This window comes from Pseudomonas sp. 13B_2.1_Bac1, from assembly GCF_025466155.1.
GTDB lineage: Bacteria > Pseudomonadota > Gammaproteobacteria > Pseudomonadales > Pseudomonadaceae > Aquipseudomonas > Aquipseudomonas aylmerensis.
This window is the reverse complement of record NZ_JANLOH010000018.1, coordinates 43861-64190: the sequence shown is the minus strand read 5'-3', so window position 1 is coordinate 64190 and position 20330 is coordinate 43861. Positions and strand designations below refer to the sequence as shown.

Annotated in this window: 16 protein-coding genes and 1 pseudogene; 15 read left to right on the top strand and 2 right to left on the bottom strand. The window is 54.3% G+C overall.

All coding sequences use genetic code 11. The features are described from left to right. Positions 1-939: 939 nt before the first annotated feature. The 6 genes and pseudogenes from NTD80_RS04355 to NTD80_RS04330 form a co-directional block, all read left to right on the top strand. Positions 940-1017 (top strand): annotated as a pseudogene (locus NTD80_RS04355) (type VI secretion system contractile sheath small subunit); the annotation flags it as partial. Between the two features lie 146 nt (positions 1018-1163). Beyond that, positions 1164-2174 (top strand): SIS domain-containing protein, encoded by a 1011-nt coding sequence (locus NTD80_RS04350; RefSeq protein ID WP_262132374.1) that lies wholly within the window; start codon positions 1164-1166, stop codon positions 2172-2174. Between the two features lie 29 nt (positions 2175-2203). Further along, positions 2204-4714, top strand: coding sequence for a phosphoenolpyruvate--protein phosphotransferase (ptsP, locus tag NTD80_RS04345; protein ID WP_262132305.1), 2511 nt, complete (start codon positions 2204-2206; stop codon positions 4712-4714). Between the two features lie 26 nt (positions 4715-4740). Next, positions 4741-6447: an N-acetylglucosamine-specific PTS transporter subunit IIBC gene (nagE, locus tag NTD80_RS04340; protein ID WP_262132303.1), complete on the top strand. Its 1707-nt coding sequence runs from the start codon at positions 4741-4743 to the stop codon at positions 6445-6447. 212 nt (positions 6448-6659) lie between these two features. Then, positions 6660-7421: a chitin disaccharide deacetylase gene (gene chbG, locus NTD80_RS04335; RefSeq protein ID WP_262132301.1), complete on the top strand. Its 762-nt coding sequence runs from the start codon at positions 6660-6662 to the stop codon at positions 7419-7421. 42 nt (positions 7422-7463) lie between these two features. Next, on the top strand, positions 7464-9290 hold the full coding sequence (locus tag NTD80_RS04330; RefSeq protein WP_262132300.1) for a hybrid-cluster NAD(P)-dependent oxidoreductase: 1827 nt from the start codon (positions 7464-7466) through the stop codon (positions 9288-9290). Positions 9291-10037: 747 nt separating this feature from the next. Here NTD80_RS04330 and NTD80_RS04325 read toward each other — a convergent pair. Beyond that, positions 10038-10640: a helix-turn-helix domain-containing protein gene (locus tag NTD80_RS04325; protein ID WP_262132298.1), complete on the bottom strand. Its 603-nt coding sequence runs from the start codon at positions 10638-10640 to the stop codon at positions 10038-10040. Positions 10641-10800: 160 nt separating this feature from the next. Between NTD80_RS04325 and NTD80_RS04320 the strand changes: the two genes are divergently transcribed. Both NTD80_RS04320 and NTD80_RS04315 read left to right on the top strand, forming a co-directional pair. Further along, positions 10801-11496 carry a B3/4 domain-containing protein gene (locus tag NTD80_RS04320; RefSeq protein WP_041021433.1) on the top strand — a complete coding sequence of 232 codons (696 nt, stop codon included), beginning with the start codon at positions 10801-10803 and terminating at the stop codon, positions 11494-11496. 29 nt (positions 11497-11525) lie between these two features. Continuing rightward, complete coding sequence (locus NTD80_RS04315) at positions 11526-12419, top strand: dihydrodipicolinate synthase family protein (protein ID WP_262132297.1); 894 nt, start codon at positions 11526-11528, stop codon at positions 12417-12419. Positions 12420-12474: 55 nt separating this feature from the next. On the opposite strand, the gene NTD80_RS04310 is transcribed toward NTD80_RS04315, so the two are convergent. Beyond that, complete coding sequence (locus tag NTD80_RS04310; RefSeq protein WP_027616437.1) at positions 12475-12957, bottom strand: DinB family protein; 483 nt, start codon at positions 12955-12957, stop codon at positions 12475-12477. Positions 12958-13195: 238 nt separating this feature from the next. On the opposite strand from NTD80_RS04310, the gene thrC reads away from it, so the two are divergent. The 7 genes from thrC (at position 13196) to NTD80_RS04275 (ending at position 20309) form a co-directional block, all read left to right on the top strand. Further along, positions 13196-14599 (top strand): threonine synthase, encoded by a 1404-nt coding sequence (gene thrC / locus NTD80_RS04305; protein WP_262132294.1) that lies wholly within the window; start codon positions 13196-13198, stop codon positions 14597-14599. Positions 14600-14613: 14 nt separating this feature from the next. After that, positions 14614-15051, top strand: a complete 438-nt coding sequence (locus tag NTD80_RS04300) for an Lrp/AsnC family transcriptional regulator (protein ID WP_262132292.1) — start codon at positions 14614-14616, stop codon at positions 15049-15051. A gap of 117 nt (positions 15052-15168) precedes the next feature. Beyond that, entirely contained in the window at positions 15169-16218 is a 1050-nt protein-coding gene (locus NTD80_RS04295) for a homoserine dehydrogenase (RefSeq protein ID WP_262132291.1), read from the top strand. Between the two features lie 2 nt (positions 16219-16220). Continuing rightward, positions 16221-17639: an aldehyde dehydrogenase family protein gene (locus NTD80_RS04290; RefSeq protein WP_262132290.1), complete on the top strand. Its 1419-nt coding sequence runs from the start codon at positions 16221-16223 to the stop codon at positions 17637-17639. Between the two features lie 51 nt (positions 17640-17690). After that, positions 17691-18893 carry a trans-sulfuration enzyme family protein gene (locus NTD80_RS04285; protein ID WP_027616441.1) on the top strand — a complete coding sequence of 401 codons (1203 nt, stop codon included), beginning with the start codon at positions 17691-17693 and terminating at the stop codon, positions 18891-18893. 142 nt (positions 18894-19035) lie between these two features. Then, positions 19036-19353 (top strand): DMT family transporter, encoded by a 318-nt coding sequence (locus tag NTD80_RS04280; protein ID WP_027616442.1) that lies wholly within the window; start codon positions 19036-19038, stop codon positions 19351-19353. Between the two features lie 173 nt (positions 19354-19526). Beyond that, entirely contained in the window at positions 19527-20309 is a 783-nt protein-coding gene (locus tag NTD80_RS04275; protein WP_027616443.1) for a transporter substrate-binding domain-containing protein, read from the top strand. Positions 20310-20330 lie beyond the last annotated feature (21 nt).

Below are 20330 nucleotides of genomic sequence, written 5' to 3'. Positions count from 1 at the left end.
TTGTGAAAAGGATGGGGTAACTCCAGTAAGTTGTGGTCAATCGTTCATCGAGATAGTCGTCGAGGTAGGCAAAGAAACCGGACAGGGGATCTCCCTGCCATGAAAAGCCCGGTGTAGGCATGGAGACACATGGCTGCGGAAGATGAAGGATATGTTGGGGCCGGAATCGCTTGGAATACCGGTCTCACGGACGTTCGAAACGTCCTCGGCGCTCATCACAAATCGGCTGTGTTGGCCTGAGGCCCCATGATGTTGCTCAGTGGCCACGACAACTGCATCCACTGCCTTTTCGCTTGTAATACCAGTTTCGACTTCGCTCAAAAAATCCTCTGGTTTTCATTTTGAAGTAACGACCCGCCGGGCGAGCGCATCGCTTCCGCCTAGTTGATTTTTGCATCAATTCTTCGGGTCGCTTCCTCGGTTAAAGGTGTTGCGACGACAGGTTGAGTTCGCCCTGGGTGCCTCTATTGGAGTGTGGAACAAGTTTTTTCCCAGGTGTTCGCTGCTTGATTGAGTGTGTGCTTGTTTTTGACGATATTTGTCGGAAATTTCCGGCAGATTGATGTTGAGAGTGTACTCAAGTGACAGGCTTGAGGCCCTGATCAACCAGCCCTCCTGCAATTGAGGAGCGAGCTCCCACGTTTTAATAAGTTTATTTGTAGGGTAATTCCTAGATTGTATTCTGAAATTTCCCTGTCACGCCGTAAAGGCTAGTAATCGCTATTTCAAGCTGTTGATCATGGTGTAGAACGCATAAAGGCGAGCGAAGTTTAAGTGCTAATAGGCCATCTTTGGAAATGGCGTTCATGTGCTGTGCGGGTGGCTATATGGCGCGTCGGTTATATCCACTGGTTTCGCGTCAGCGCTTGCTTCTGCAAATAAGTCTTGAGGGGAGGGCGTATGGAGTTAATAAATAGTTTCCAAAGTTAAGTAACAAAGTTGCCGCTCAATATAAAGCTAGACCTGCACACCAGTGGCGCTCAGAAGATATTCGAATTGCCACTGAAGCTAATGGTACGGGTGCTTACATTGATGGAGAGGCGCTTCGCGGCCACCTGGTGCAACACGAAGGCAGGGTCAGCGCCGTCGACGGCGTGCCTTGCGACCCGGCCGACAACGACTCACCGATGTAATAGTCGAAGGAGAAACCGTTGACTTCAAAAATGCTTGAGGAGGCCCTGTCCTCCTGTGAGGCCATCGCGACCCAACTGCAATGCCTCGACCCGCTGCTGGCCGAGGTCGCCGGCCGCCTGCGCCGCCAGCCGCCGCAAGTGGCGATGACCGTCGCCCGTGGCAGTTCGGATCACGCCGCCAGTTACTTCGCCTACCTGACCATGCAGCATGTGGGCATCCCGGTGGTGTCGCTGCCGATGTCGGTGGTGACCCTGGCGCAGGCGCCGCTGAAGGTCAGCGGCCAGGTGGCATTCGGGTTCTCCCAGTCGGGGCAGAGCCCGGATTTGGTCAACACCTTGCGCCTGCTACGCAAGCGCGGGGCCTTGAGTGTGTCGATGGTCAATGCCGAAGACTCACCCCTGGAAGCCGCCTGCGAATTCCATGTGCCGCTGTGCGCCGGCCCTGAACGTAGCGTGGCCGCGACCAAGAGTTTTATCGCTACCTTGAGCGCCAGCGCCCAGTTGGTCGGGCACTGGAACCAGGAGGATGGCCTGCTCGAGGCATGCAACGCCGTACCTGCAGGCCTGCGCGAAGCGGCGACCCTGGATTGGCGCCTGGCCGTCGACACCCTGCGCGACTGCCAGCGCCTGATGGTCATCGGCCGTGGCGCCGGGTTTGCCATCGCCCAGGAGGCCGCGCTCAAGCTCAAGGAAACCTCGGCGATTCAGGCCGAAGCCTTCAGCAGCGCCGAAGTGCGCCACGGGCCGATGGCCTTGATCGACGATAACTACCCGTTACTGGTGTTCGCCCCACGTGGTGTCGAACAGCCGGGCCTGATTAGCCTGGCCACGGAAATGCGCCAGCGCGGGGCTCGGGTCCTGCTGGCCGCGCCGGACGATATCACCGAGCGTGACCTGACCTTGAGCCGCGCCGAACACCCAAGCCTGGACCCGATCCTGGCGATCCAGAGCTTTTACATGATGGCCGCCGGCCTGGCTGAAGCGCGGGGCATGGACCCGGACCAGCCGCGTCACCTGAGCAAAGTTACCCGCACTCACTGAATCGCGCTTTCCTGATGAGTACCGTGCCCATGTCCTATAACAATAATGAATTGACCCTCAGCGCCCCGCTCAGTGGCCCGCTGCTAACCCTGGGCAACGTTCCCGACGAAGTGTTCGCCAGCGGCGCCATGGGTGACGGCGTTGCCATCGACCCGTTGAACGATTGCCTCCACGCCCCGTGTGACGGGGTGATCATCCATGTCGCACGCACCGGGCATGCATTGACGATTCGCGCCGATAACGGCGCGGAAGTATTGATGCATGTGGGCATCGACACGGTGGAACTGAACGGCGAAGGGTTTGCCTTGCTGGTCAAGGACGGTGCACGGGTGAGCAAGGGCCAGGCGTTGGTGAGGTTTGACCTCGACCGCATTGCGCGCCAGTGCAAAAGCTTGGTCAGCCTGATCATCCTGACCAATGGCGAGCGCTTTGAATTGCGTGCAGTGGCCGGAAAAACAGTCAAACTTGGCGAACCGCTGGTGCAAATCGTGGCGCGTTCGGCGGCGTCGCTTCAAGCGCCCGTGGATGACACGGAAGGTGCAGCCAGCGCCAGCGTACGCATTACCCACCGGGGCGGTTTGCACGCACGGCCGGCGGCATTAGTGCGCGAGGCCGCGCGGGGTTTCAGTAGCCAGGTGCAGTTGCATTTCGGCGACAGGTCAGCCTCGTGCGGCAGCCTGATCGGGTTGATGGGCCTGGGCATTGGTGAAGGTGATGAAGTTCGTGTGAGCTGTCTCGGAAAGGATGCCGAGGCTGCGCTGCAGGCGTTGGTCGCGGCCTTATCCGCCGTCATTAAAGATGAACACCACGCCCCTGCGATCGTTGCTCCACGCCGCGCAAACATTGAAGCTGGTGTGCTGCAAGGTGTGTGTGCTGCGCCGGGACTGGTCTACGGGCCGCTGTTTCGCCTGACCGGTATCGAACTGCTGGCCGACACCGGCAACCATTCTGCCGACGAACAACTGCAAAGCCTGGACATAGCGTTGGAGCAAGTGCGCAGCGAAATCCGCACGACACTGAAGCATGCCCGCCAGTGTAAGAACGTCGAGGAAGAGGACATCTTCGCGGCGCATCTCGCTTTGCTGGAGGACCCCATACTGCTGGAAGCGGCTACCAGCGCCATCGAAAACGGCAGCGCCGCTACCCACGCCTGGCGCGATGCGATCCAGGCGCAATGCGGGGTGTTGCTGGCCTTGGGCAAACCCCTGTTCGCGGAGCGTTCAAACGATCTACGGGATCTGCAACAACGCGTATTGCGCGCTCTGCTGGGTGAAACCTGGCACTTCGGACTGCCTGCCGGCGCGATCGTCAGCGCCCACGAGTTGACGCCGTCTGACCTGCTGCAATTGAATGCCCAGGAGGTTGCGGGCATCTGCATGGCCGAAGGCGGCGCTACCTCGCACGTGGCCATTCTGGCCCGTGGTAAAGGCCTGCCGTGTGTGGTGGCGCTGGGCGCCGAAGTGCTCGACGTTCCGCAAGGCCAACGCGTGGTACTCGACGCCGTCAATGGCCGCCTGGAACTGACCCCCAACGAGGCGCGTAACGCCGAAGTGCATCAGATTCGCGACGCACAAAAACTGCGCCGCCAACTGCAACAGGCCCAAGCTCAGGAACCGGCCCGCACCACCGACGGCGTGAGTATTGAAGTCGCTGCCAATGTTGCCTCCAGCGCCGAAGCCCAGGTTGCTTTTGAAAACGGCGCCGACGGCGTCGGCCTGCTGCGCACCGAATTCCTCTTCGTCGACCGCCGCACTGCGCCCGACGAACAGGAACAGCGCCAGGCCTATCAAGCCGTGCTCGATGCGATGGGCGACAAGTCGGTGATCATCCGCACTATCGACGTCGGCGGCGACAAGCAACTCGACTACCTGCCGCTGCCCGTGGAAGCCAACCCAGTGTTGGGCTTGCGTGGTATTCGCATGGCCCAGCTGCGCCCGGAACTCCTCGACCAGCAACTGCGCGCGCTGCTGCAAGTCAGCCCGGTGGAGCGCTGCCGCATCCTGCTGCCGATGGTCAGCGAGGTCGACGAACTGCTGCAGATCCGTCAGCGCCTGGATGAGTTGTGTACCGAACTGGGGCTGACTCAGCGCCCGGAACTGGGCGTGATGATCGAAGTACCTGCCGCCGCGCTGATGGCCGAACAGTTGGCAGAGCACGCGGACTTTTTGTCCATCGGCACCAATGACCTGTCCCAGTACACCCTGGCCATGGACCGCGACCACGCCGGCCTCGCCGCGCGGGTCGATGCCTTGCACCCGGCCTTGCTGCGGTTGATCGCGCAAACCTGCGCCGGTGCGGCCAAACATGGGCGTTGGGTAGGCGTGTGCGGCGCCCTGGCATCCGATCCGCTGGCCACGCCGGCACTGGTCGGCCTGGGCGTCAGCGAGCTGTCGGTCAGTGCGCCGCAAATCGGAGAAATCAAGGACCGCATCCGTCACCTGGACGCGGCGCAATGCCGGCAACTGAGCCAAGGGCTGCTCGACCTGAGCAGCGCCAAGGCGGTTCGCCAAGCCTGTCAACACCACTGGCCGCTGAGCTGACAACAACAAGAAAAAGGAGACCCGCCATGTACCAACTCTTTATCGAAGGGCTGCAACGCCTGGGCCGCGCGCTGATGCTGCCCATCGCCATCCTGCCGATTGCCGGCCTGCTGCTGCGACTGGGTGACACCGACCTGTTGAACATCGCCGTCATGCACGACGCCGGCCAGGCGATCTTCGCCAACCTCGCGTTGATCTTCGCCATCGGCATTGCCGTCGGTTTTGCCCGCGACAACAACGGTACCGCGGGGCTCGCCGGGGCCATCGGCTACCTGGTGATGGTCTCCACGCTCAAGGGAATGGACTCGACCATCAACATGGGCATGCTTGCCGGGATCGCCAGTGGCTTGATGGCAGGCGGGCTGTATAACCGTTTCAAGGACATCAAGTTGCCGGAGTACCTGGCGTTCTTTGGCGGGCGGCGGTTTGTACCGATTATCACGGGGTTCAGTGCGGTTGGACTGGGCGTGATCTTTGGTTTGATCTGGGCGCCGATCCAGCATGGTATCGACAGCTTCGGCGTGCTGCTGATGGAAAGCGGTAGCATCGGCGCGTTTGTGTTTGGGGTTGTCAACCGCCTGCTGATCGTCACTGGCCTGCACCACATCCTCAACAATATGGCGTGGTTTGTGTTCGGCAGCTTTACCGATCCGGTGACCGGCGCCGTGGTCACTGGCGACCTGGCCCGCTACTTCGCGGGCGACCCCAAAGGCGGTCAGTTCATGACCGGCATGTTCCCGGTGATGCTGTTCGGACTCCCCGCAGCGTGCTTGGCGATGTATCGGAATGCGCTGCCGGAACGGCGCAAAGTGATGGGCGGCATTTTCCTGTCGATGGCGCTGACCTCGTTCTTGACCGGCGTGACCGAGCCGATTGAATTCGCGTTTATGTTCCTGGCGCCATTCCTGTATCTGATCCATGCGGTGCTGACTGGCCTGTCGATGGCGCTCACCAATATGCTGAATATCCACCTGGGCTTTACCTTCGCCGCCGGGATCATCGACATGGTGCTGGGTTGGGGCAAGTCCACCAATGGCTGGCTGGTGGTCCCGGTTGGTTTGGCTTATGCCGCGATCTACTACAGCGTCTTCAGTTACTGCATCCGTCGCTTCAACCTGAAGACGCCGGGCCGCGAAGATATCCAAGTGACTCAGGCCGAAGCGATGAGTGATAACCAGCGCGCCAGTGCTTACATCCAAGCGTTGGGCGGCGCGGCGAATTTGCTCAGCGTGGGCGCCTGCACGACACGCCTGCGGTTGGACATGGTGGACCGCAACAAGGCGGTGGACGCGGAGCTCAGAGCACTCGGCGCGATGGCTGTTGTGCGGCCAGGGAAGGGCGGGAGTTTGCAGGTGGTGGTCGGGCCGATGGCGGATAGCATTGCTGATGAGATTCGGGTGGCCATGCCTTCGTTTGTTGCCAGATCACTTGTGCCGGTTGCGCCCGTGGATAAGTCGGTGGCGGTGAATGTGCAGGAAGCCGAGAAGTGGCTGAGCGCCTTGGGTGGCAGGGGGAACGTGCGGCAGTTGGAAGCGGTGGCGATGACGCGGTTGCGGGTGGAGCTGGGGGATGAATCGGGGTTGTCCGAAGCTGATCTCACTGCGCTGGGTTGCCAAGGTGTCAGCCAGCTGGAAAGCGGGTTTTGGCACTTGTTGATTGGTGACAAGGCCCCAGGATTGGGTCAGGCGCTTGAGCAGTTGGTCAGTGCTCAGCAGAGCGAGGCAGGCGTTTAAAGGGGTTGGGGCGAAACAACCAATCAAATACAGCCAAGGTTTGATTTCTGATCCGGCTAGCGTTTTTTGGCCTCAATTAACGACGGCATCAAAAAACGCTGACGATTTCAAAACATCAGCGGTTGCCCCCTGATAAATCAACCCCCCTAGACTCTGCCTCTCCACCTTGGCCCGCTATTCAGAGGAATATCGAAAATGATGAGAGGAGCAAAATGAAAAAAATCCTAATCGTTAATGCTGATGACTTTGGCATGAGCAAAGGCCAGAACTACGGGATCATTGAGTCCTATAATAACGGCATCGTCACGTCGACAACCGCCATGGTTACCTCTCCTTATGCGTTACACGCAGCGGAACTGAGTCAGCTGAACCCAGGTTTAGGTATCGGGCTTCACTTTGTTTTGACCTATGGACGTCCGTTAACGGCGATGAAAAGTCTGGTTAATGAAGTCGGAGAGCTAGGTAAATGGTTGTGGGAATATGCAGAAAAGGGATTGCTGGAACCCGCAGAAATAGCAGTCGAATTAAATGCGCAATTTGAGCGGTTTATAGACGTTTTTGGGAAAGTCCCTACACATTTGGACAGCCATCATTTTGTGCATATGCTGCCAGAAATTTACCCCGTGGTTGAGCGCTTCGCCAGCAGTAAGTCATTGCCTATACGGATAGGCCGCGCCGAAGCTAAAAAATTTAATATTCAAGTCAATACTTCCCGCAGTACCCATTATTTCGATTCCAGTTTTTATGGAGAGGCCGTTTCAGAGGCGCTTATTCTGCAAATACTCGAAAATGCCGATAAGAGAGGTGATAGGAGTCTTGAGATAATGTGTCATCCTGCATTTTTAGATGATGTCATTCTAAAGAGCTCGTATTGCCATCCTCGAATTAAAGAAGTTGATATTTTGACCTCCCCGACGCTGAGGAAAGAAATAATATTCCGCGGATATAGCTTAGAAAGCTACTCCTCCATCTAACAGTCTCATTGCAGCCTAAAATATCCGGAGGATCAGGTAAACATGACAAACAAACCTTTTTTAACTGGAATAACATTTTATCCTGTTAAATCGGCCGGTGGAATCAGCCAGTCACAGGTGTGGGTTGAGAAGCAGGGGATTGCGTTCGATCGCCGCTTTATGGTGGCGCGTGAAGATGGCGCGATGCTAACAGCCCGCGAATTTCCACAGCTACTTAATATAACCGTCACGCTATTTGCGGAGGGGTTATATTTAACCTGTGCGCAATGCCAACGTCTGGTTCTAAAGTATTCAGATTTTATGATGCTCGAGGCTAACACCAATGTGTTCAAAGATAACTTTGTTGCCTTTACTACCACGGATGAGGCAAATCAATGGTTTTCGGCTATTTTGGGTGCCCCGGTGCAACTGCTTTATACCGGTGAACAATCAAATAGAACGCGTGAAGCTATTCCATTCAATATCAGTTTCGCTGACGGTTACCCTTTACTCATTATCAGTGAGGCCTCTCTGGCGGCGCTGAATGAGCGCAGCATTGAGCGTTTCTCAATGACGCATTTTAGACCTAACCTAGTAGTCAGTGGAACGCACGCTTTTGATGAAGATAGCTGGAAGCGAATACGTATTGGTGAGGTTGTTTTTGAAGGGGTTAAACCCTGCACGCGGTGTATTCTTACAACCATCGATCCGAAAAGCGCAACCTTCGATGCAAAAAAAGAGCCGCTGAAAACACTGGCTGAATTCAGAAGCGATGACAAAGGAAATATTAAATTCGGACACAATCTTGTTGCTCTCAACGAAGGAGTTATTAGGGTAGGGGATGTTATCGAGGTTTTAGAAGAAAAGCCCCGGGAGGTATTTAACGCCAGCGCCAGTAAAAACCCAAGTCTGATGTGTGTTAAGCGGGAGAACATCTCTCACGATATTTGTACCTTCTGGTTTGAATCTGGGAATGGCAATTCACTTCCCTCATACCTTCCAGGACAACATATTCCTATAACGCTTAAAATAGACGGTCAGTATTTCACGCGTCGCTATACGCTATCGTCAACGCCTTCGCGCGCAGGATTATATGCAATATCGGTAAAGCGAGCACCCGATGGACGTATCTCGAACTGGTTACATGACCATTTGCAGGTGGGGCACAAGCTAGCGATGGAATCACCGACCGGTGAGTTCTATCTCGATATTACTGCTGATAAGCTGTTATTGCTTGCAGCGGGCAGCGGCATCACACCGATGATTTCTATGCTGCGTTACCTTCATGATAATAAAAGGCATATCGATATATGTCTCTACTATCAATGCCGCACTCGGGAAGATATTGCTTTTAAATCAGAGATTGATCATTTTCAAAGTGTTAATCCTAATCTAAAGGTTATTATTGCATTAACCCGGCCTGATGCGTTGTGGGGTGGCCCAAAGCGACGCTTGGATGCTCAGATGCTCAGCGAGATCCCTCAGATAAACGATCGGCAGGTATTTGCCTGTGGTCCTGATGGGTTCATGAAGTGTGCTAAGCACGAATTGAAAATGCTCGGTATGCCTGAGGCGCATTATCATCAAGAAACGTTCAATGTTGCTATTACTCCTCAAGTCGAGTTCAGGCCTGTTGATTTGATAGTCAATGGTGCTGCCTTCTTAGGTGACAATCAGCATCCTTTATTGCGTCAGGCTGAGCAAGCGGGCGTACAACTACCTTATGGGTGTCGTGCAGGGTTTTGTGGGCAATGCAAAGTTAGAGTCATTTCTGGCCGCGTTGACCAACAAAGTGCAACAGCGTTATCTGCAGAAGAACAGCTGAGCAATCATGTGTTGGCCTGCTGTGCGGTTCCATTAACAGACTTGGTAGTAGAATTCGTGACTTGATGTATAGGAATCTTAAACTACCAGTTCATGGAGCAAATACTGCTTTTTGCGCATGTCGAACACCGACTACCACGCGTTCATTTGCAACGAACTCTTGCTCCAGGTGCGGCGCTTCGATGGTGTGTGGTACCGCACGTAAAGGGAAGCCCTCAGGGAGTCAGTTCTGGGCGGGCTCCAAGTTTCCTGCCTGTAAGGGCACACGAAGCTAGCCCTTCGTTTTGTAGTCAGCCTCTGTCGGCGGTACCAGGTGCCAATTTCGAATATGCCTACCGTCGTAAGACTTCACGCCAGCTACAGTCGATGAGAGGCATGCGGCTTATTAGCCGATACTTTAGACGCCAGAACTTGGAAGGGGGGCGCTCTTGCTCGACATCCTCTCTTCCAAGTAGAGACCAGGGACTTCTCCATCGCCGTGTTTGCCGGGTTCGGTCAGCAAGCGGATGAGGGCTTCGGTGAGTTTTCGTTTGAAAACAGAGGCGTTATCTGGAAGCTTCGGTGGGGGCTTACAGGCTATCGGGATCCCCAAAAAACATTTTGACTAGGCTCTAGGACGATATTTTCAGGCAGAAAAATATCAAATATGCCCCCAATTTTGCCCCCAGTTGCATGCGATGCACTCGCAATTGCGAGTGCACGCCCTGGCGGTGATGCTACGTGGGGCTTGATGGCTTTCGGTGGCGCAGCCCTTTTGAAATTGGCTGGTTCGCCCGCCTTACACATGCTCACTGGCTGCGAGTCTGCCGGTATCTACTGATGCATCTCCGTCACGGACATGGTGAACACCAACTTGGATCTGCCAGCGTTGGAATAGGAATGAGGTACATCGGTTTTCGCCACTGCCGAACTCCCCGCAGGGATGACCAACTCTGTTTCCCCTACCACGCATTTCAGCGTGCCTTTCTCCACATGAAACAGTTCAAGCGTGCCCTGAGGATGCCCCTGTGAAGCGAAAGATTCGCCTGGATGCATTTCCCAACGCCACAGCTCGATCATATTAGGGCCGGACGTTCCCGCCAGGAGGCGCGCCGTTCCTCCCAGGTCACCGGTCCAGAGCGTGGGGATGTCTTGGCTGTCGATGATATGGGCGGATGGGGCTTCGGTCACATTGACGATGTCTGCAACAGACAGTCCAAGCGCGGCGGCGATTTTGCAAAGGATGCCGATACTGGGGTTCGCCGTACATTTCTCTATTTCGACAACCATTCCTTTGCTCACGCCAGCACGGCGGGAAAGTTCATCCAGCGTGATCTTCTGTGTTTTGCGTGCCTGTTTAAGTGTGCGCGCAACGGCCAGGCTGACGGCATGAGCATCAGCGCCAGGGGTACTCGACAGGCTGGTATTGGTGGTCATTGATGAAGGTCATGAGAAAAATGTGCTGGGATTCTCGGCCTTTATAAGTAGCTCCGTCAATCGGATCAGCCGTTATAGTAGATGGTAATGGTCATTATATTGACTTTATTGGTCGTCGCTGACTAGCATGAAATGACATTTAGGTTCCTGGAGGTTTTTGATGCTGTCCGTACTGCCGTTAATCGATCAAGCCGTTGCCGAGCTGGCGCCGGAGTTCAGGGCCCTGAGTATCGTGGTGGAAGCTGCACCACTGGCTCATCCTGAGGTGGCCCAGGCTGCGCTGGACCGTGCTTGCAAGGCTGTGCAGGAAGGTGGGCCAAGCTGGGGAGAAGGCCATCTGGCTGCATGGGCTGAGACCTTTCGAAAGTTTGGGGCCAAGCCGCAGCGCACACCTTGTTCAGCTGAAGCGCTGCGTAAACGAGTTTTACGTGACGGCAGCTTGCCTAGCCTGGATCCCATCGTCGATCTCTACAACGCAATCAGCATTGAGTACGCCATCCCGGTTGGCGGGGAAAACATTGAAGCCTATGTGGGCTCCCCACGGCTCGTAGTCGCTGATGGCACTGAGCCTTTTGACACGATGAAAGAGGGGGCTGCTGCCTTCGAGTATCCGGATGCCGGCGAGGTTGTCTGGCGCGATGACAAAGGCGTGACCTGCCGTCGCTGGAATTGGCGGCAAGGTGTCAGGACCCGTCTCGGTGCTGACGCGAGGAGCATGTGGTTCATTCTGGAGAGTCTGCCGGCGATGCCGCTTGAAGCCCTGACGGAAGCGGGGGACAAACTCATCGAAGGGTTGCAGCAAATGATGCCAGGCGTCCAGATCGAAAGCTCACTGATTGGTCCTGGGGCCAAATAGTCCATAGACCACTGCAAGGAGTGATGACGATGTTTACCGGTCTTAGTGCATTTTCTCTGACCCCTATGGATGAGCAGGGTGTGGACGAAAATGCTTTTACTTGTCTTGTGCAGCAATTGGTGGCAGCTAAAGTAGATTCCATCGGGGCTCTAGGATCCACCGGAAGCTATGCGTATCTTTCTCGAGCCGAACGTTCTCGAGTTGCTCAGTTGGCAGTAGAGGCCGCGGAGGACGTGCCTGTGATGGTGAGCATCGGCGCGCTGCGTACACGCGACGTTTTGCTGCTGGCTGAGGATGCGCAAGCCGTAGGGGTCAAAGCCTTGCTGCTGCCACCCGTGTCATATCAAAAACTGACTCAGGACGATGTGTTCTCGATGTACGAAATGGTTTCGGCCAACGTCTCAATCCCGCTATGTGTCTATGACAATCCTGGTACCACTCATTTCGAATTTACCGATGAGTTACACGGGCGTATTGCAGAGCTACCCAATGTCAGCTCAATCAAAATCCCTGGCGTCCCCGAGGCGCCACATCTGGCCAGGGAGCGTGTGGAGCGCCTGCGGAAATTGATTCCGAGTCACGTGACTATTGGAATAAGCGGCGATGCGTTTGCCGCTGTTGGAATGAATGCCGGCTGCGATGCCTGGTATTCGGTCATGGGCGGTTTGTTCCCCAATACGGCGCTCGCCATCACACGAGCAGCATTGTCAGGTGTCGCCTTTGAGGCTATGCGCCTCTCCGAATCCTTGAAGCCGCTTTGGGCATTGTTCAGCCAATTTGGCGGTAGCTTTCGCGTGATAGCCACTGCAGCGGAGCTACGCGGCATTACTCACTCTCCGAGCGTGCCTTTGCCGCTTAGAACCATCGAAGGGGAAGGACGCAAGCAAATTGCAGCGGTGATAGACGCGCTCGAATTGAGCTGAGCACTGCGGTGAACACTCTGCCTCATCATGGTTGAGGAGGCAGAAATCCAACTGCCTACAGTTTCAAAAACGTTGTGAAATGATCTTGGTGTCCCTCCAGGATTTCCCTGGGTAGGATCGTGCTAACACTTCCTCGATGCTGCAGGCCATGAGAAAGCACATGAGCAAGGATTTGTTCTTTGGTCATGTTGCCGGGTTTGCCATCCTTGAAAATAAATTCCACCGGTTCAGACAGCTCCTTTGCAGTGACTGATTTCGTGTAATCGACAAACCATTGATTTGCCGCTGTGAAAGCCTCTTCCAACTGACGAATGTCTTGCCGCTGCTCAGTGACGACGTCGTCAAATTCCTCCGGTTTTCCCTGCAGTCTGGCGATGAATAGTTGGTCCACAATATTGATGTGCCTGAGCCAATAACAGGCCTTCTCCATTTCCACAGGAAACGACTGCGAAATGGGCGCTTTCAAGCACCTGAATAACACATCCTCAGACCATGCCTTGTACTGATAAAGCGAGTGCAGCAGATTCTTAGCACACATGGTGTTCTCCCATTTCTAAGCATTGTCGGCCCTCGCACATCCCATGGGCTTGGACAAAAGGGGGGTTCGTGTAACGGGAACGGAATACCGTTAGCGAGATATAATAGTCGATATATTGACTTTTATGGTCATTGGTATGAAGCTGGATCAAAGGCGATTAACGCTACCGCATTGAATTCCGCAGAAGCCCCAGCTTGCAGGCGGCCGGCTCGGAAATGGCTTGAGGGTGTCTTGGATCATGAAATACGTCAGCACACGGACCCCTGGTAGAACGTACGAATTCAGCGAGGTGCTGATGGGGGCGTACGCGCCTGACGGTGGTTTGTACGTGCCGCACAAGGTTCCCCGCTTCAAAAAGGAGGAGCTCTCAAAGCTCGAATGGTTGCCCTTCCATGAATTGGCTCGCTACGTAATCGAGCCCTTTCTGGGGGGATGGATCGAGCAGGATCTGTTGTCTCGGATGCTTGAGGAGATTTTTGATTGTTTTAAAAGCAACGCAGTGACACCGCTGTACCAGACCGCAAGTAACGAGTGGATACTCGAATTGTTTCATGGGCCGTCAGGCGTCTACCAAGACGTTGGCCTTCAGTTGATGTCTCGCTTTATCGATCATGATTTACTCAGGTCTGGTAAGAAGGCGCTGATTATAGGTTGTACAGGTGGAGATACTGGCGCCGCAGCAATAAAAGCATTTTCGGGAATGAAGGGCGTTACGTTGTTGGTATTGCATCCTTCCATGGGGTTAACGGCGGAGGATCGCATACGCTTACTGAGTACGCACGAAGATAATGTTGTGAATGTTGCGGTCGACGGAGACTATTCTGATTGTCATCGTTTGTGTGAGCAGTTCCTGAAACACAGTAATAATGCACGGCAGCATCTTATTTCGTTCAACTCAGTGCATTGGGTTCGCGTACTTGCGCACCTCTCCTTCTATTTCTATTCTGCTCTTCAGCTCGGTGCGCCTAAAAGAGAGATTGCTTTCAGTGTCCCGACTGGAAATTTTGGCGCCCTGTACGCTGGTTATATTGCCAAGCAAATGGGACTGCCGATTCGACAGCTTATCGTTGCCACGAATACTAACGCCGGACTGCATAACTTTCTCCAATCAAATCTGTACAGTCGAAATGAAATTCGTGCTACCAAAATTCCCACGATGAATGTTTCATTAGCCTCTAATTTTGAGCGCCTACAGTGGAGCATTTTAAATCGATGCGGAGAAAAAGTAGCTCGTAATATGCAGTTGCTAGAAGGCGAGGGAACTATTCAGTTAGCGCAGGATGAATGGTTGGAGGCACGCAAACTGTTTGACTCACTGGCTGTGGACGATGCAGACGCATTCAGTTGTATTCGTGAGGTCTTTGCAGAGAGTGGATATCTGGTCAGTCCCAATACCGCCATCGGCTTGCGCGCTGCACGTGTAAGCAGACGCAGCTTGATGATCCCCATGATTTGCCTGGCAACCACACATCCGTCGAAAGTTGGCACTGCAACCCAAAAGTCAGAGATTGTTGGCCACCTAAATACAATTGGTGTTCCTGTAGTTGCTGAACAAGACTGTACTTCAATTCCCAACGACGTCAGGTCGCTGATCTCACTGGTCAGGGCATTATCAAAAGACACGGAGTCTCACTCGTTATAAGTCCGGAGCCAGAGATGAAACGTGTTTTAGATAAAGTTGATGAAAAGATTTTGGAGGAGCTGACTCGCAATGCACGGTTGGCCCACAACGATATTGCCCTAAAAGTCAATTTGTCCAGGAACGCAGTCAGGCTGCGGATTGAGCGATTGGAGCGCGATGGGTATGTCCGAGGCTACACAATTATTAAAGGTATGCCTTCAGCTGATGCAGGACCCATTAATGCATTAGTCTTCGTTTATCGTAAGGATCGTATGCGAGATTCAGAAGTTGTTCGTTCCGTTGGTGCAATGCCTGAAGTTATTTCCTGCAATGTGATGAGTGGCGACCTCGATATTGTACTGACGGTTCAGGCGATGAATGCAGATCGTATCCACAGGGTATGGAGTGAGATCTCGACGCTGCCGGGAGTCCTGAATACCGTAACGTCTTTTGTTCTGTCGAGCACAAAATAGCAAGTTGCGCTGTTGTACGAGCATTTTGCTCGCAACAACGTTCTGTTTGCCATATTCGTAAAGTTAAGTTGGCGGCTTACTATCTCAGCACCACAACATAACAATGAGAACCCTGTCGTGACTGAATACAAAATTGCGTTGCTTGGATTTGGTGGCGTTAACCGCGCGCTGACCCAGCTTATTGCCGATAAGAATTCGCGTTGGGCCGATGAATTAGGTTTTACCTTGAAGATTGTCGGTGTCAGTGACCTTTACCTCGGTTCGATCATTAACAAAGACGGCCTGGACGCTCGTGAATTGGCAGCAGTGCCTGCTGCTAAAGGCAGTTTCAGGACCCTGGCCGGCGGGACTGCTGAGCCGGCAAACGAAACCGTTATCCGCTTCTCTGGCGCCGATATTGTCGCTGAGGCAACGTTCACCAATCCTGTGGATGGTGAACCGGCTACGACCTTCTGCCGCTGGGCTCTGGAAAAGGGCGTCAGTGTCGTGACCACGAACAAAGGGCCCGTGGCGCTGCATGCACAAAGCTTGAAGACGCTGGCCGATAGCACCGGCGCCCGCTTTGAATTTGAAGGTTCTGTCATGAGCGGGACCCCGGTTATCCGTTTGGCCAAGGAGTCACTGGCAGGCGCGGAAATCACCGGCTTCAAGGGGATCCTCAACGGTACTTCAAACTTTGTCCTCTCCAGCATGGAGACGGGGTTGGACTTCTCCAGTGCCGTCGCAAAAGCGCAGGAATTGGGGTATGCCGAAGCTGACCCAACAGCGGATGTAGAAGGGCACGATGTGCGCTTGAAGGTTGTCATCCTCGCCAATGAACTGCTAGGCGCAAAACTCAAACCAAGCGACGTCCTGTGCAAAGGGATTTCTCAAATCACGGCCAAGGATATTGCCGAGGCGACGAAAGCAAATGCCCGCTGGAAGCTGATTGGCAGCGCAGAGAAACGGAGCGATGGTTCGATTTCAGCATCAGTGAGTCCGAAGCTCTTGCCGGCGAGCGACGCGCTCTCAGCCGTGAGCGGAGCCACCAACGCAATTACCTTCAACACGGCCATTCTCGGTCCCGTCACTGTAGTGGGTGCGGGGGCAGGTCGTTTTGAAACCGCATTTGCCTTGCTCGCCGACATCGTAAGCATCCACAACCACAAAACCACGTCAGGTAAGTAATCATGAATAGCTTGAGTCTCTCGCTCGCTGCTGATTATAAGGCCATTACGGTGCTCAGCCCGTTTGACGGCAGCAAAGTGGGTGAAGTGGCAGACATACCCGCATCATCCGCTACCACGATAGTTGACACCGCCATTTTAGGTGCCTTGATTGCCAAGGATCTGCCGCGCCATGAGCGTGCGCGTATCTTGGAAAAGGCCGCAAGCTCAGTCGAGCGTGACAAGGACTCCTTTGCCAAACTGATCGTCGCGGAGTCAGGAAAAACGCTGAAGCAGGCGCGAAAGGAGGTGTTGCGATGCGTCAATACCTTGAAGTTGTCCGCCGAAGAAGCCAAGCGCAATGCCGGTGAAGTCATTCCTTTTGACGCCTATGTCGGGTCTGAATCTCGTCAGGGCTGGTTCACCCGTGAACCGTTGGGCGTCATCGTTGCCATCACCCCTTACAACGACCCGCTTAACCTGGTCGCGCATAAATTGGGGCCTGCCATTGCAGGAGGAAATGCAGTTGTTCTCAAGCCGTCTGAGCTCACACCGCTATCAGCGATCAAGCTGGTGGAGTGCTTGATCGACGCGGGTCTGCCTCCGGTTGTTGCCACCGTCGCAACAGGCGGCGCCGCCCTGGGCAAGGCTCTTGTGGCCCACCGTGCGGTGCGCATGGTGTCTTTCACCGGCGGCTTTGTCACGGGTGAGCAGATCGCTCGTACAGCTGGCCTCAAGAAGCTAGCGATGGACCTTGGCGGTAATGCGCCGGTCATCGTGATGGCTGATTGTGATTTGGATGAAACCGTTGATTCATGCGTGTCGGGGGCTTTCTGGGCGGCCGGACAAAACTGCATCGGTACCCAACGGATCCTCATTGAGGCCTCACTCTATGAAGCCTTCAAAACGCGCTTTGTTGAACAGACCTCTAAGTTGATCGTCGGCAACCCTGCTGATGAGCAGACGGACGTAGGGCCGATGATTACCGAGGCGTCAGCCAAGCGTACCGAGGAAGTGGTCAATGACGCCATTGCCAAAGGCGCCACGTTGTTGTTTGGCAACACACGCAACGGCTCGCTCTATTCGCCTACCGTGCTGGAAGGCGTCGACCGCCAATGCAAGTTGTGGTGCGAAGAAGTGTTCAGCCCGGTGGTCATCCTCCAGAGCGTCGCCTCCCTGGATGTAGCGTTAGCGCTGGCTAACGAGCCTGAATACAGCCTGCATGCTGGGATCTTCACCAGCAATCTGAAGGTTGCAATGACCGCCGCTAAACGACTGGAGGCGGGCGGGGTGATGATCAACGACTCTTCCGACTACCGCTTTGATGCAATGCCTTTCGGCGGTTTCAAGTACGGGAGCATGGGCCGCGAGGGCGTACGTTTTGCTTACGAAGATATGACGCAGCCCAAGGTCATTTGCATCAACGGTGTGAGTGGAAGCTAAACAATTCGCTCAACTCAAGAATGAATTACACAACAATAACGAGGAATCGACATGCGCCCCGATAAGCACAACCTTTCGACATTATCTGCAGCGACACTTGCTGTTCATGGCGGCAATGTCGCGGATGTCACCAGTGGCGCCGTCCGTACGCCATTGGTTATGGCGAACTCCTATCTCTTGCCGGAAGACCCCGCGACCATGGACTGGTCGAGTCCGGATGGGCTCGTGTACACACGCAATCAAGGTCACAACCAGGTCTGCCTTGAGAAAAAACTCGCGGCCCTTGAAGGGTGTGAAGATGCGGTGGTATTCGCGACCGGTGTCGCGGCGTTGCACTCAGTGTTTTTTTCATTCCTGAAAAGTGGCGACCATGTCATTGTCAGTGACATCACCTACCAGGCGGTCTGGCGGCTTTTCGCCGAACTCCTGCCTGAGCGTTACGGCATTGAAGCCACCTTCGTGGATGTCGGTGACCTCGAATCGGTGCGTAATGCCATTCGGCCCAATACCAAACTGATCCACACTGAAACGATCGCCAACCCCACCACGAAAGTTGCAGACATTGCCGCATTGGCTGAAATTGCACACGCCCATGGCGCGCTGATCTCTGTAGATGCCACGTTCACGCCCCCTCCATTTTTCCGTGCAAGTCAACACGGCGTCGACTTTGTCATTCACTCATTGACCAAGTACATCAATGGTCATGGTGATGCCATGGGTGGGGTGGTGATCGGCTCCAACCAGTTGATCAACAAGATCAAGAACGATGCCTTGGTTGACCTCGGTGCGACCATTTCTCCGTTCAATGCATGGATGATAATGCGCGGATCGGTCACGTTGCCTCTGCGTTTAAAGCAATTGCTGAACTCGGCCGAGAAGTTGGCTCACTTTCTGGACAACGACGATCGGATTGCCTACGTCTACTACCCCGGTTTGTCCTCCCATCCACAGCACGAGTTGGCGCGCCGGCAATTTGCGGGCAAGGGCTATGGTGCAGTGATGGCGTTTGCCGTAGAGGGTGATCCTGATGCCCAGAACCGCTTTGTCTCGAACCTGCGCATCATCACGTCGGCCGTTTCATTAGGGCACGACGAATCACTGATCGTGCACGTAGGTGCAGAGGGTCGAGGTGGCTTTGACAAGTACCCCGAAGAGTTCCGCCAGTACGGTCATTTGCGCTTTTCAGTCGGATTGGAAGATCCAGATGACTTGATCAAGGATATTGCGTTCGCGCTGGACGCAACATTCAAGTGATTGAGTTGAAAACATCACGAAACTAGGGTTTGGTCAACCCGTCTTTACCCCCGTCCTCGCGGGGGTCTTTTTAATAACGTTGACGTTTTAATTGCGTCTGGCGCGAACAGTCTATGCGTTTTTTATCGTTTAGGAGTTGCTCATGGCTTGGGTGAGTTTGATCATTGCAGGAGTATTTGAAGTGGTGTGGGCTTTTTCGATGAAGCAATCTGAAGGGTTTACGCGATTAGTGCCCACGGTCATTACATTTGTAACCGTAATTGCCAGTTTTGCGCTGTTGTCCTTCTCGATGAAGAGCTTGCCGCTGGGTACGGCATACACCATCTGGACGGGGATCGGCGCTGTGGGAGCTTTTGCTGCAGGTATTTTCTTCATGGGTGAACCCGCCACGCTGTTGCGTATCGTGGCCGCCGTATTGATTGTCAGTGGACTGTTAATGATGAAATTGGTGTCTGCTTGAAAGGCGAGCATTTTGCTCGTGATAACGTTCAATTTGCCATATTCGTAAAGTCGCCGTACTCAGGTAACGTTCAAGTCGAGACGCAGGTCTCGCTAAATAATAACGAGCGTCATGGTTAATGCTGTCGGATGTTTACTGCCCTTAATCCAACTACAATATCTAGGGATGTAATTATGATTTCGCTAAAGAAGCTATGTTTAGTAATGGGCTTGGCGTTGTGCACAAGTGCAGTGTCTGCCAAAGAATACTCCACCTTGCGTTTCGGCGTAGATGCCAATTACGCGCCGTTTGAGTCCAAGGCCGCCGATGGCAGCCTCAAGGGATTTGATATTGACTTGGGCAACGCGATTTGCGCCAAGCTTTCAGTCAAATGCATCTGGGTGGAAAGCGATTTTGATGGCCTGATTCCAGGCCTCAGGGCCGGCAAGTTCGACGGTATCCTGTCATCCATGACCGTGACGGCCACTCGTGAAAAAGCCATTGATTTTTCAAGCGAGCTTTTCTCCGGATTCACGTCCTATGTGTTCAAGAAGGGGTCGGACCTGAGCACGGATGTGGCATCACTCAAAGGCAAAACGGTTGGCTATTTTCAAGGCAGTATCCAGGAAGCTTACGCCAAGGCCGTGCTGGACAAAGCCGGGATAAAAATCCAGTCCTATCAGAACCAGGATCAGGTGTATTACGACCTGGTAGCGGGGCGGCTGGATGCATCCCTTCAGGATGCGCTTCAAGCCCAACTGGGTTTTATCAACTCCCCCCAGGGCGCTGACTACGAAATGAGCCCGTCGGTCGAGAGCCCTTATCTTCCCTCCAAAACAGCCATCGGCATCGCCAAGGGCAATACAGAGCTCAAGGCCTTGCTGGATAAAGCGATCCAGGCTCTTCACGACGATGGCACCTATGATTCGATCCAGAAGCAGCATTTTGGCGATCTGAATCTTTACAGCGGCAAATAACCACCCGGCGCTCGTCCGCTG